This is a genomic window from Herbaspirillum sp. BH-1, assembly GCF_002870055.1.
GTDB lineage: Bacteria > Pseudomonadota > Gammaproteobacteria > Burkholderiales > Burkholderiaceae_D > Herbaspirillum > Herbaspirillum frisingense.
The window spans coordinates 238,222-250,824 of the sequence record NZ_PKOI01000008.1 but is presented as its reverse complement, the minus strand read 5'-3'; the positions used below and the strand labels follow the sequence as shown (position 1 = coordinate 250,824).

The 12,603-nt window shown below is 63.0% G+C and carries 14 protein-coding genes; 6 read left to right on the top strand and 8 right to left on the bottom strand.

Annotated features, from left to right (window positions below; translation table 11 throughout):
• Window positions 1–113: IS3 family transposase (locus HBH1_RS13575; protein ID WP_146012855.1), on the top strand; the 113-nt coding region annotated here is incomplete at its 5' end.
• 74 nt (window positions 114–187) lie between these two features.
• Here the strand turns inward: HBH1_RS13575 and HBH1_RS13570 are convergent.
• The 4 genes from HBH1_RS13570 to HBH1_RS13555 form a co-directional block, all read right to left on the bottom strand.
• A complete protein-coding gene (locus HBH1_RS13570) occupies window positions 188–1,483 on the bottom strand; it encodes an NAD(P)/FAD-dependent oxidoreductase (RefSeq protein WP_102663179.1) in 1,296 nt (431 codons plus the stop codon).
• A gap of 7 nt (window positions 1,484–1,490) precedes the next feature.
• Window positions 1,491–2,219, bottom strand: a complete 729-nt coding sequence (locus HBH1_RS13565) for an amino acid ABC transporter ATP-binding protein (protein WP_006463751.1) — start codon at window positions 2,217–2,219, stop codon at window positions 1,491–1,493.
• Window positions 2,216–2,872 (bottom strand): amino acid ABC transporter permease, encoded by a 657-nt coding sequence (locus HBH1_RS13560; protein WP_006463752.1) that lies wholly within the window; start codon window positions 2,870–2,872, stop codon window positions 2,216–2,218. The genes HBH1_RS13565 and HBH1_RS13560 overlap by 4 nt, the downstream gene beginning before the upstream one ends.
• Window positions 2,873–3,018: 146 nt before the next feature.
• Window positions 3,019–3,810 carry an ABC transporter substrate-binding protein gene (locus HBH1_RS13555; protein ID WP_102663178.1) on the bottom strand — a complete coding sequence of 264 codons (792 nt, stop codon included), beginning with the start codon at window positions 3,808–3,810 and terminating at the stop codon, window positions 3,019–3,021.
• Between the two features lie 375 nt (window positions 3,811–4,185).
• Here HBH1_RS13555 and HBH1_RS13550 point away from each other — a divergent pair, with 375 nt between their 5' ends.
• Together HBH1_RS13550 and HBH1_RS13545 are read left to right on the top strand one after the other, a co-directional pair.
• Window positions 4,186–4,977: an IclR family transcriptional regulator gene (locus HBH1_RS13550; RefSeq protein ID WP_102663177.1), complete on the top strand. Its 792-nt coding sequence runs from the start codon at window positions 4,186–4,188 to the stop codon at window positions 4,975–4,977.
• 92 nt (window positions 4,978–5,069) lie between these two features.
• The gene (locus HBH1_RS13545) at window positions 5,070–5,456 is read left to right on the top strand and encodes an OsmC family protein (RefSeq protein ID WP_102663176.1); all 387 of its coding nucleotides are present in this window, start codon (window positions 5,070–5,072) and stop codon (window positions 5,454–5,456) included.
• Here HBH1_RS13545 and HBH1_RS13540 read toward each other — a convergent pair.
• On the bottom strand, window positions 5,438–6,361 hold the full coding sequence (locus HBH1_RS13540; protein WP_077236544.1) for a DedA family protein/thiosulfate sulfurtransferase GlpE: 924 nt from the start codon (window positions 6,359–6,361) through the stop codon (window positions 5,438–5,440). The genes HBH1_RS13545 and HBH1_RS13540 overlap by 19 nt on opposite strands.
• Before the next feature lie 281 nt (window positions 6,362–6,642).
• On the opposite strand from HBH1_RS13540, the gene HBH1_RS13535 reads away from it, so the two are divergent.
• The 3 genes from HBH1_RS13535 (at window position 6,643) to HBH1_RS13525 (ending at window position 8,263) form a co-directional block, all read left to right on the top strand.
• On the top strand, window positions 6,643–7,437 hold the full coding sequence (locus tag HBH1_RS13535) for a polymorphic toxin type 44 domain-containing protein (RefSeq protein ID WP_102663175.1): 795 nt from the start codon (window positions 6,643–6,645) through the stop codon (window positions 7,435–7,437).
• Between the two features lie 19 nt (window positions 7,438–7,456).
• Complete coding sequence (locus tag HBH1_RS13530; protein ID WP_102663174.1) at window positions 7,457–7,810, top strand: hypothetical protein; 354 nt, start codon at window positions 7,457–7,459, stop codon at window positions 7,808–7,810.
• Between the two features lie 99 nt (window positions 7,811–7,909).
• Window positions 7,910–8,263 carry a hypothetical protein gene (locus HBH1_RS13525; protein ID WP_102663173.1) on the top strand — a complete coding sequence of 118 codons (354 nt, stop codon included), beginning with the start codon at window positions 7,910–7,912 and terminating at the stop codon, window positions 8,261–8,263.
• A gap of 94 nt (window positions 8,264–8,357) precedes the next feature.
• Here the strand turns inward: HBH1_RS13525 and HBH1_RS13520 are convergent, their stop codons facing one another.
• The 3 genes from HBH1_RS13520 to HBH1_RS13510 all read right to left on the bottom strand — a co-directional run bounded on the left by HBH1_RS13520 (window position 8,358) and on the right by HBH1_RS13510 (window position 12,601).
• Window positions 8,358–9,719 (bottom strand): MFS transporter, encoded by a 1,362-nt coding sequence (locus tag HBH1_RS13520; protein WP_102663172.1) that lies wholly within the window; start codon window positions 9,717–9,719, stop codon window positions 8,358–8,360.
• A 125-nt stretch (window positions 9,720–9,844) separates the two neighbouring features.
• Window positions 9,845–11,233 carry a glucarate dehydratase gene (gudD, locus tag HBH1_RS13515; RefSeq protein ID WP_102663171.1) on the bottom strand — a complete coding sequence of 463 codons (1,389 nt, stop codon included), beginning with the start codon at window positions 11,231–11,233 and terminating at the stop codon, window positions 9,845–9,847.
• Between the two features lie 246 nt (window positions 11,234–11,479).
• Window positions 11,480–12,601, bottom strand: a complete 1,122-nt coding sequence (locus HBH1_RS13510) for a LacI family DNA-binding transcriptional regulator (protein WP_102663170.1) — start codon at window positions 12,599–12,601, stop codon at window positions 11,480–11,482.
• Window positions 12,602–12,603: the final 2 nt, after the last annotated feature.

The following is a 12,603-nucleotide window of genomic DNA, read 5'->3' as shown; positions in this document are numbered from 1 at the left end:
AGTTACAGATCGAGTTACGCAAGTACATGCACTACTACAACCACCACCGCATCAAGAGCAAATTAAAAGGACTGAGCCCTGTGCAATACAGAACTCAGTCCTTGAGGCCTTAACCGGCTATTGACCGCCCAACTTTATGGGGTCAGTTCAAGCGTGGTTTTTTTTCGTCCCTGCCCGGCATACTGCGTCAGGAAAAGCGATCCAGCACGCTGTACCAGGCCACGCCGGCGGCGATGTAGAAGCGCTGCAGGCCGTGCAGCGGAATCGGCTGGATGGTACTGACCGGGAACGGAAACACCGCCCCCGCCTGCCCCGTGATGCGCTGCGCCAGGCAGCGTCCCATGGTACTGGCCATGGCAATGCCGCGCCCGTTGTAGCCCACCGCGATGGACAGCCCGGCCGCCGGCTCATGCACGTGCGGCAGGAAATCGCGCGTGATGGCGACCCGTCCCGACCAGCGGTATTCATAGCCGATCCCCGCCAACTGCGGGAACAGCAGTTCCACCGACCGTTCCAGGTGCGCGAAATCGCCCGCCCCGCGCGGCTCGCCGAAGGGACCCCGACCGCCCATGAGCAGGCGTCCCTGGGCATCGCGCCGGTAATACAGCAGCAGCCGCCGCGAATCGGAGGTGACCTCGCCACCCGGCAGGATGCTGGCACCCTGCTCCGGCGGCAGGGGTTGCGTCGCCACGATGAAGCTGTTGGCAGCGATCACCGACTGCCGCAGATGCGGCCACAGCCCGTCGGTATAGCCATTGGTGGCGATGACCACGCGCTCGGCATCCACATGCGGCCCCTGGGCGGTATGCAGGCGCCAGCCCGGCTGGCGTCGCTCCAGCCGTACCACCGGCGTGCCACCGTGGATCACCACGCCCAGCCGCTGCGCCGCACGCGCCAGCCCCTGGCAATACTTCAGCGGATGCAGGCTGCCGGCACGCTCGTCCTTCCAGCCGCCGACGTAGGCATCGGTGCCGATATGGCGCGCCACCTCGGCCGCATCCATCAGCCGCGCCGGCGCGCCTTCGGCCATCCACTGGCGGGCGCGGGCTTCCAGCGCATGCATCACCTTGGACGAATGGGTGGGCTGGATCCAGCCGCGTCGCAGCGCATCACAGGCGATGCCGTGGCGTTCGATGAGGTCGAAGACGGTATCGGCGGCCGAACCGATGGCCGCGATCAGCGGATCGGCCACGGCGCTGCCGAACATCACCCGCAACTGGTCCGGGTCATACTTGAGCCCCGGAATCACCTGCCCGCCATTGCGCCCGGAAGCGCCCCAGCCCGGGGCATGGGTATCCAGCACGCACACCGATACCCCGGCCTCGGCCAGGTGCAGTGCGGTCGAGAGCCCGGTATAACCGGCACCGACGATGACCACGTCATAGCGCGCGCTGGCGGCCAGCGGTGGCACCTCCGGGGCGGTGTCGGCGGCCGCCGTGGCAGCCCACAGGGAGGGCGGAAAATCCTGCAGCAAGCTCGTCATGCGCGCCTCACTTGCCGATCACGCGCCGCAGGAAATCCTGGGTACGTGCATGTTGTGGTTCGCTCAGCACCTGTGCTGCCGGGCCGGATTCGACGATGCTGCCGCTGTGCAGGAAGCAGACGCGGTCGGCCACTTCGCGGGCGAATCCCATCTCGTGCGTCACCACGATCATGGTCATGCCGTCCGCGGCCAGGGTGCGCATCACCGCCAGCACCTCGCCCACCAGTTCCGGGTCCAGCGCCGAGGTCGGCTCATCGAAGAGGATGGCTTCCGGCTGCATCGCCAGCGAGCGGGCAATGGCCACACGCTGCTGCTGGCCGCCCGACAATTGCGCCGGATAGGCATCGCAGCGCTGCGCCAGGCCGACCTTGTCCAGCAGGGCGATGGCCTGCGCCCGCGCCTGTTCACGCGGCACCCGGTTGACGAAGATCGGCCCCTCGGTGACGTTCTCCAGCACCGTGCGATGCGGGAACAGGTTGAAGCGCTGGAACACCATGCCCACCCGCGTGCGCAGGCGATGGATGTCGGCGCCGTTGCGATCCACGCGCTGGCCGTCGATCAGGATGTCGCCGCGCTCGTAGGATTCCAGTCCGTTGATGCAGCGCAGGACGGTGGACTTGCCCGAGCCCGAGGGCCCGATCAGGCAGACCACCTCACCCTCGGCCACCGACAGCGAGACATCCTTGAGCACCTCGTGCTGGCCGAAGCACTTCGAAATACGTTTGACCTCGATCATCGCGCCCTCCCCTTGCTGCCACGGATTTCCAGGCGACGGATCAGGAACACCAGCGGCAGCGACAACAGCAGGTACAGCACCGCCACCATGGTATAGACCGTCATGTTCTGGAAGGTGCTGGAGGCGATCATCTGGCCGGCCCGGGTCATTTCCAGCACGGTGATGGTCGAGACCAGCGACGAATCCTTCAACATCATCACCAGCGTATTGCCATAGGGCGGCAGCGCGATGCGAAAGGCCTGCGGCAGGATCACGCGGCGCATGATCAGCGGCCCGCGCATGCCGATCGATTGCGCCGCCTCGATCTGGCCCACGTCCACTGCCTCGATGCCGGCGCGGAAGTTCTCGGCCTGGTAGGCTGAATAGGCGATGCCCAGCCCGATCACCCCGGCCTGGAAGGCGGAGAGCTGGATGCCGATCTCGGGCAGCACGAAATAGATGTAGAACAGCTGCACGATGATGGGCAGCCCGCGGATGATGTTGACGATGGTGGCGCCCAGCAGCGAGACCGGTTTCAGGCGCGATACCTTCATCAGCGCCAGCACCAGCCCCAGCAGCGAACTGAGCAGGAAGGAATAGATCGTGACTTCGATGGTGACCAGCGCTCCCTTGAGGAGGATGGGCAGGAAGTCCAGCACGGTTTGGGAAAGCATGGGCGTGGAAGATAGGTGGAAATGAGCGTGGAAAGCAGCGCAGGAGAACCGCCCCGCCACCCAGCGGCGACGGGAACTTGCGCGGCCACCGGTGGAGCGGCGACCTGCGGTTACAGCGACGTCGCGCCGACGTCAGCCCGGTTCACTCAGTTCAGCTTCCACTGATCGACGATGCGCGCGAGCGTGCCATCAGCCTTGAGTTCGGCAATCGCCTTGTTCAGGCGCTCCATGAGCTTGGGGTCTCCCTTGCGGATCACCAGGCAGACATCCCCCATCAGGGTGGACTGGTATTCCTTGACCAGTCGCACCTGCGGATTGGCGCCCTGCGAGAGCTGGTAGGCCACGATCGGGCGATCACCGAAACCGGCCTTGATGCGACCCAGGCCGACGTCGCGCATCATGTCGGCCACCGAGTCGTAGGTCTTCACTTCCTTGAAGCCGCCCTTCTTGTTCAGGGCATCGACGAACACCGTCCCCACCTGGGCGCCGACGATCTCACCCTTGAGGTCGTCCAGCGTCTTGTAGACCTTCTGGTCCTGGGCGTTGACGAACAGACCCTCGCCATAGGAATAGACCGGATCGCTGAAGTCCACGATCTGGGCGCGGGCCTCGGTCTTCAACATGGCCGCGGCGATGATGTCGATCTTGTTGCCGGTCAGCGAGGGGATCAGCGCGGAGAACGGCGTCTGCTGGATGTTCACCGAAAAGCCGGCCTTGCTGCCCACCGCCGTGACGGTATCGACCATCATGCCCTGCAGCTTGTTGGTCTTGATATCGAGGAAGGTGAAAGGCACCCCGGTGGAGGTGGCGCCCACGTTGTAGCTGGACTGGGCCATGGCGGGCGCGGCAGCCAGCACCGACATCAGGGCCGCAGCCCCCAGCAGTGGCGACAGCAGACGATGCAACAGGCGACTGGACGGCAGATTGAACGACTTCATACGACTCCCCCTTTGGCACAAGATCACGACGGATCGGAACGAACGGCTGGAAGTCCGCACGCCGGCAGGTGCCGACGGCGGTGTGGACTGCAGCGCCCCCGGGCGGGGACGCGGTTTCCGGTCTTCCTCCCCGGCCCGGCCTGCATCGGACTACCCGGTATGGCGCGATGCGACTTAAACCACTGAAGCGGCTGGAAGGGCTGAGGCGGGAAGAACGGCAGACGACAAACAAAGATGCATGAATATCAATATACGGCCTTGGATTAAGTATATTTGGTTTACTCGAATCGTCAATAGATATTTATGTATCGATATTCGATACATAAGAAGCGAATTCCCGTAGAATTCTCCCATTCCTATCTGCGAGGAGTAGGCATGAGCGAGACCGAAGCAAACCCCACCGACCTGCTGTTCAATCAATCACTGGAAAAAGGCCTGGCCGTGCTGCGCGCCTTCAATGCGCAGCGCCGCACCATGACCCTGGGCGACGTGGCCAGCGCCACGTCCATCTCCAAGAGTTCGGCACAACGCATGGTGCATACGCTGGAAACGCTGGGCTACATCTGCAAGCATCCCAGGACCCGCCGCTACCAGCTCACGCCCAAGGTGTTAGAGGTGGGCTACAACTACCTGGCGGCCGACATCCTGGTGGACGTGGCCAATCCCTTCCTGTCGGAACTGGCCAACATGACCGGCGAGACCGTCAACCTCACCGAGCCCTACGAGCGCGAGATGGTCTATGTGGCCCGCTTCGTGGCCAGCAAGTTCATCCCCATCCACATGCCCATCGGCAGCCGCATCCCCATGTATTGCACCGCCTCCGGGCGGGCCTACCTGAGCGGGCTGGACGAGAGCGAGGCGCAGACGCTGCTGCTCTCCAGCGAGCGCGCCGTGCACACGCCGCATACGCGCACCGGGGTAGAAGACATCATGGAAACGGTCAGAGTGGCCCGCGAACGCGGCTTTGCCAGCAACCGGGAAGAACTGTTCCTGGGCGACATGACGGTGGCCGCGCCCATCTTCAACAGCGAGCGCCGGCCGGTGGCTTCCGTACATGTGGTGGCGCCGACCAGCCGCTGGACGGCCGAGGATGCCGAACGCAAGCTGGGGCCGCTGGTATTGGAGTGCGCACGCTCGATCTCCAATTCGGTGCGCACGCTGGTGTAAGGCCGCAGCAGGAAAGTACAAGATCGGCCGCCGCGTGTGTGTCACAATCGCCGCTCCCCCTTAAGCCACACAGACTACCGATCGGAGAAACCATGGCCCACGTCACCCTGCACAACGCCGCCGGCTACGCCCAGGACATCAAGGCGCGCATCCACCAGCTCAAGTCGGATGAACCGGAAAGCAATGGCGGCAAGGACAGCGGTCCCGCGCCCTATGAACTGCTGCTGGCCGCGCTGGCATCCTGCACCTCGCTGACCTTGCGCATGTACGCCGACCGCAAGGGCTGGGACCTGGGCAGCATCGCGGTGGACGCCCACTTCGGCCGCGACGACAGCGGCCTGGAAACCATCACCCGCAAGATCAGCTTCGGCAATGCCCTGAGCCAGGAACAACTGACCCGCTTGGCGGAAATCTGCGAAAAGACCCCGGTCACCAAGACCATCCGCCAGGGCACGGCGATTCAGACGTCGATCGCGTAACCGGCTGCGCGCCAGGCATCGATGCCGCCGGTCAGCGGACGCACCCGGGTGTAGCCGCGTCGCATCAGCTGGCGCGCCACCACGGCCGCCGAGGCCTCGTTGGGACAGGCGCAATAGACCACCACTTCCCCCTCCACCGGACCATCGAAGACGAAGGTCTGGATTTCCTGGTTGGAGATGGTCACCGCCCCCGGGATGCGGCCATCCTGCTGCGACAGCGGCGAGCGCACATCGATGATGGTGGGCGCATTGCCCTGCTCGAGCATGGTATTGAGTTCATCCACGGTGATGCGCGCCATCTCCAGCGACTTGCGGAAGCGCCGGCGCTGCCACCACTTGTTGGCCACGAACGCCGCCAGCGCCACGGCGATCATCAGCATGCCGTAATGCCCCAGCTGGGCCAGCACGTTCAGCAGGTCATCCACGGCCGAGCTGAACAGCGAACCCAGGAAAATCCCCAGCCCCGCCCATAAAGCGCTGCCCGCCGCGTCCCACAGGATGAAGCTGACGCGGCGCGTTCCCATGGTGCCGGAGAGTGCACTGGCAATCGAGGCAAAGCCGGGGATGAACTTGGCCAGCAGCAAGGACCGCGCGCCCCAGCGCAGGTAGATCGATTCGGTCTGGCGCACACAGGAATCCGGCGAGAGCGATATGCGGCACAGGCGCGACATGATCTTGCGCCCGTAGCGGCGACCGGCGAGATACCAGACGTAATCAGCCATCAGTGCCGCACAGACCGCGAGGACGAGCAACAGCAGCGGCGAGTAGCGCCCGGTGGCCGACAGGGCACCGGTGATGATCAGGGTCGGATAGGCCGGCACCGGCGCGCCCAATTGCTCCACCAGCACGTTGACGAAAACGAGGATCAGACCGTATTGCTCGATGAGGTGGTAGAGGGTTTCCATGGCCAGGCCGCCTTGATGTCTTGCCGCGTGAGAAGCGGCGACTGTCCCGCCGTGATGACGGATTGCAGGGTGCCATTATAGTTTTGCCGGGTCCGGCTTGCTCGGCGCACAGCGAAGCAGGCTGATTGTTGATCGCAATTTGTGGAGGATTCCTGTCGAAATCTTGCGTCTAAAGAAACATTCATCTGACAACCCGTATGCTCCCACCCGCGATATTGCTACTCGCCGTGACCTCTGGCTCCTGCTCGGAAGTCGCGTGAGAACCACGTCTAGGAGCACAGATGAACGCAAAAGGAAGCAACGGAACGTCCATGCAGTTGGAGGCCATTCACGAGACTAAACCGGTGGGCGAGCGGGAGCCGAGAATCGTGCGTGTCTGTAGAGATTCCAACGATGCGATTCCGGTGGCGCAATACATCGTGACCGAAATGAAGAAAAATCCCTTTACGCCAGAGGGCAAAAAAATAACATCAGCCAATCTCTTTGATCCTGCGGCAGAGGTTGAACAATGGAATGCGCAGCCATGGCACGCCAAGTTGGGCGGTATGCCGGACTACTACAGCATCGCGACCGGACACAAACTGGCGGCGTACCAAATCTGGACCATGCAGGTCGCACCCGGACAGCCGTGGGATCACAAACCGATAATCAAAGCCATGCTGATACAAAGAGGGATATTTCGTAAGGGCTGGCAAAGATACGCACAGTACGATTATTTTTACGATATTTGGTCAAACATCCATTACGGGTACGTGGGAACCGCAGTCGGCTTCAGTAGTAACGAATTGCTCGGCGGTGCTGGACTTGCCCAAGCCCTCAGCGATGCTAAGTACGACCTGCACAAAAAACGGCAATGGCCAACAATGCAGCATCATCCGGAGAATGGCGCATGGCCCAATAGCGCGGACGATGTACAAGATCACATTTCAATACAGCTAGGTATCGATCTTTATACTTCGATCAAACCGAATGCACTGTCGGCCGATCTTCTCTTGAGCGAAATCACTTTCGTTGAGTTACCGTGGGGATCCGGAGGAGATAACCATGCCAAGCGTCTTCACCAATGCCATAGCTGAACAACGCGATTGATCGACCATGATTCTTCGCACCATCAAAATCGTCCTTTGGGGCTGCGTGATCATCTTTATTGCATGGTATTTAGCGCGACCGACAATCGCTATTCACTATGCCGCTGATGCCGACAAACCCGTTTCCTATTTTTACGATGAAGAACACGCCATCATCCGTAACCATCTCAACCCAGGCCAGAGCGTTCTGTTCGCCACATCCATGTTTCCCGACGCCGACTCCCTGGTCATTATCAGCACACCTTTCGTTAACACAGACGGCGTAGAAATCACCCCACCTTTCAGCCGGGTGGATGTCTATATCGATGCACAAGCCCACTTTCGGGTAGAAAAACATCACGACTTCCTGGCTCGATTCTGAACCGCACGCAGAAAGATATCCCGGGCCGGCAGCAGAGCTGCCGCCATCCCGCACAGACGACGGTGGGCTCGGGCCAAGCCAAGAACACCAGGAATACCCATGATTCTTCGTGCAACGAAACTGGGCCTCGGGGCCTGTGTAATCACTTTTTCTGTATGGTATTTAGCACGACCATCGATCACGATTCACTATGCCGCGGATGCCAAGCAGCCCGTTTCTTATTTTTACAATGAAGAACACGACATCATCCGCGATAACCTCAACCCAGGCCAAAGTGTCCGCTTCTCCACGCCAATGTTCCCCGCTGCAGATTTTTGGGTCATTGTCAGCACGCCTTTTACCTACACACAGGGCGTAGAAATCACTCCGCCCTTCAGCCGGGTGGATGTCTATATCGATGCGCAAGCCCACTTTCGGGTAGAAAAGCATCACGGTTTCCTGGACCGATTCTGAGCTGCATAGACAAAGATGCCCCGGCCTCTGGCTATCGCCAGAGACACGGGGCAAACGAGGAAGACCTCGGAGAAATCGATACTGCCGGACTGCCTCAGGCAGCGTGCTTGATGACGGCCTCGCTCTTGCCGCTGGCGGTGCCACCACCATCCTGTGCTGCCGGCCGGGTGCGCGCCAGGAACACCAGCACCGCCGCCAGCAGCGAGGCACCGGACAGGGCATACAGCCCGCCCTGGATGGAACCGGTCTTCTGCTCCAGGTAGCCGAAGGTGGCCGGCGCGAAGAAGCCGCCCAGGTTGCCCAGCGAATTGACCAGTGCCAGCACCGCTGCCGCAATGCGTGCATCCAGGTAGGCCTGCGGGATCGGCCAGAACAGCGAAGAAGCCGCCTTGAAGCCGATGCCGGCGAAGCACACCGCGACAAACCCGATCACCGGCCCGGACGAGGCCGACACCGCCATGCCCGTCGCCGAGATCACCAGCGCGGCAGCGACCCAGAACTGCTGCCGCTTGAAGCGCGCCGCCAGCACCGCGAACATGTACATGGCGGCAATGGCGATGATCCACGGAATGGTATTGAACAGGCCGACCTGGAAGTCATTGAAATGACCCATCTTCTTGATGATGGTCGGCAGCCAGAAGGTCGCGCCGTAGATGGTCAGCTGGATGGCGAAGTAGATCAGACAGAACAAGACGATCTGCGGGTCGCGCAACAAGGTCAGCGCGGAAACGTGCGCCGGCCGGTTGGCAGCGCGCAGCTCCTGTTCGGCGGCGATCACCGCGGTCAGTGCTTGGCGCTGTTCCGGCGAAAGCCACTTGGCATCGGCCGGGGTGGAGTCCAGCACATTCCAGACCACCACGCAGAACAGCATCGAGACGCCGCCTTCGATCAGGAACATCCATTGCCAGCCATGCAGGCCACCGCCCTCGATGAGCAACAGCGCGCCGGTAATCGGACCGGAGAGGATGGAAGCAATCGCCGAGCCCGACAGGAAGACCGCCATGGCGCGCCCACGTTCATGGTTGGGCAACCACTGCGTGAAGTAATACACCACGCCGGGGAAGAAGCCCGCCTCGGTCACGCCCAGCAGGAAACGCATGAAATAGAAGCTGGTCTCGCTCTGCACGAAGGCCATGCATGCCGCCACCAGGCCCCAGGTGAACATGATGCGGGTCAGCCAGGCGCGCGCGCCGTAACGTTGCAGCAGCATGTTGGACGGCACCTCGAAGATCGCATAACCGACGAAGAACAGCCCGGCGCCCAGGCCGAAGGCCGCCGCGCCGATGCCCAGGTCGGTAGAGAGGTGACTGCGCACGAAACCGATGTTGACGCGGTCGATGTAGTTGATGATGAACATGGCCACGAACAGCGGCAGGATGCGCCACTTGATCTTGCTCACCGCGCTGGTGAGGGCCAGGGTTGCTGCGCCGGATGATGCGGATGGGGAAGGATTCACGGGTTGTCTCCTCTGTTGAGCCCGTACTACCGATGGATGAAAGAAAAGCTGAACGAAAATTCGGACCGGCGGCGCGTTCATCGCGCTCTTGTCACGGCCCCGCTAGCAGATGTGCAGCCCTGTGCTCAACGCACCAGGCAGGGTTTCTTGGGATCGAATTTCCAGCCCGGGATCAGGTACTGCATGGCCACCGCATCGTCCCGCGCACCCAGTCCCATGTTGCGATAGGTCTGGTGGGCCGCTTCCACCTGCTCCATGTCCAGTTCCACGCCCAGGCCGGGCTTGGCCGGCACTTGCACCTTGCCGCCCACGATCTGCAGCGGTTCGCGGGTCAGGCGCTGGCCGTCCTGCCAGATCCAGTGGGTATCGATGGCGGTGATCTTGCCCGGCGCGGCTGCGGCCACATGGGTGAACATCGCCAACGAAACGTCGAAGTGGTTGTTGGAATGTGAACCCCAGGTCAGGCCCCAGTCATGGCACATCTGCGCCACCCGCACCGAACCCTGCATGGTCCAGAAATGCGGATCGGCCAGCGGGATATCCACCGACTGCAGCGAAATGGCATGGCCCATCTGGCGCCAGTCGGTGGCCACCATGTTGGTGGCGGTCTGCAAGCCGGTGGCGCGGCGGAACTCGGCCATCACCTCGCGTCCGGAATAGCCGTCCTCGGCGCCGCACGGATCTTCCGCATAGGCCAGCACGTCATGCTGGTCGCGGCACAGGCGGATGGCATCCTTGAGCAGCCAGCCGCCGTTGGGATCGAGGGTGATGCGGGCCTTGGGGAAGCGTTCGGCCAGCGCCGTGACGGCGGCGATCTCTTCCTCGCCACGCATGACACCGCCCTTGAGCTTGAAGTCGTTGAAGCCATACCGCGCATAGGCCGCTTCGGCCAGGCGGACCACCGCCTCGGGCGTGAGCGCGGCTTCATGGCGCAGGCGCAGCCAGTCATCAGCCTGCTCCGTTTCGGCGTGATATGGCAGGTCGGTCTGCTTGCGGTCGCCTACGTAGAACAGGTAACCCAGCATTTCCACCTCATCACGCTGCTGCCCCTCGCCCAGCAGCGCTGCCACCGGTACCTCCAGGAACTTGCCCAGCAGGTCCAGCAGGGCCGCTTCCAGCGCGGTGACGGCGTGGACGGCGATGCGCAGGTCGAAGGTCTGCAGGCCACGACCGCCGACATCGCGGTCGGCGAAGGCCGTGCGTGCCCGGTTCAGGATGCCCTGGACATTGCCGATGGACTGCCCCACCACCAGCGAGCGCGCATCTTCCAGGGTCTGGCGGATGCCCTCCCCGCCCGGGACCTCGCCCACCCCGGTATGGCCGGCGCTGTCGGTGAGGATCACCAGGTTGCGCGTGAAATACGGACCGTGGGCGCCGGACAGGTTCAGCAGCATGCTGTCATGGCCGGCCACCGGAATGACGCGCATGTCGGTGACGCGGGGCGCCCCCTTGGCCAGGGCAGCGGAAGACGAGGTGGCAGACGTCGAGGAGGCAGGAGTGGCAAGGGCAGTCATGGCAGCACTTTCTCTTTCAATGAAGAAAACCCGGCACCCGCCGGGAATGACCTGGCAGCGGATCCGGCGATAATTTGGTAGCGGTACCAAATCAAGATGAATGCATGGTAGCGGTACCAAATCAGCCTGTCAACAGGGGGATGTGAAGTGCCAGATCAACTTGCCTGGCAGCATCGAAACGGATGGGGCAGTAAAGGTGGGAAAGACAGGAGGGGCAGGAGGAGCAGGAAGTGCGGAATCGCCGCGTCAGGCGCTTTCGCGCTGGATGATGGAAAAGCCGACATCGACAATGCGCTCGACCACCTCGATGCCCGCCGCCCGGTCGATGATGAAGCGCGCCGCGCGCTGGCCGATGCCGGTGCCGTCGATGCGCACGGTGGTCAGGCGGGGTTGCAGGTCACGCGAGAATTCCAGGTCGCCGAAGCCGACCACCGCCAGTTGCCCGGAAATGGCGATGCCACGGCTCTGGGCCTCGATCATCACGCCCAGCGCCAGCAGGTCGGAACTGCAGAAGATGGCATCGGTGTCGGGCTGTTGCTGCAACAGATCGGCCAGACCCCGCCGTCCCTGCCCCAGGGTGGTCGGGGCGATGACGTGGTACATCGGCAGGGCTGCTGCCCCCTGCCCGTCGTTCATGCCCAGCGCCACCGCTTCCTGCGCGAAGGACTGCATGCGGCGCTGGCTGCGCTCGTCGCGCCCGCCCACCACCGCGACCTTCTTGCGACCGCGCTGGTGCAGGTAGCGCGCCACTTCGCGGCCGATGGCCTCGTGCGAAAAACCGACCAGCATGTCGATCGGCGTGGGCGTCAGGTCCCAGGTCTCCACCACCGGGATGCCACTGGCCAGCAAGCGCTTCCTGGCCTCGGCCGAGCGCATGATGCCGGTCAGCACCACGCCATCGGGACGGCGGCCGATGATGGCTTCCAGCAGCGCATCCTCGCGCGAATTCTCGTAGCCGCTCTGGCCCAGCATGACCTGGTAGCCGGCGGCGGCCAGGGTTTCGGTCAGGGTATGGACGATTTCCTGGAACACCGGCCCGATCACGGTGGGCACCACCACCGCCACCAGCCGGCTCTTGTTGGAGGCCAGCCCGCCGGCCAGCAGGTTGGGGACGTAGCCGGTCTTTTCCACCGCCTCGCGCACTGTCTGCAAGACCTTGGGTGAGACCGCCGAGGGTGTGTTCAAGGCCCGCGAGGCCGTGATCGGCGCCACCCCGGCCAGCTGCGCCACGTCGCGCAGCGTGATGCCACCGGCGCTCTTGCGCGGGCCGCGACGACGCGGTTCGGGACCATCGTCGTCGCGGCCGCCACGCGCATCTGCGGAGGTGTCGTCGGGGGTATTTTCAGGGAGCGGGCTGTGTTGGGGCATGG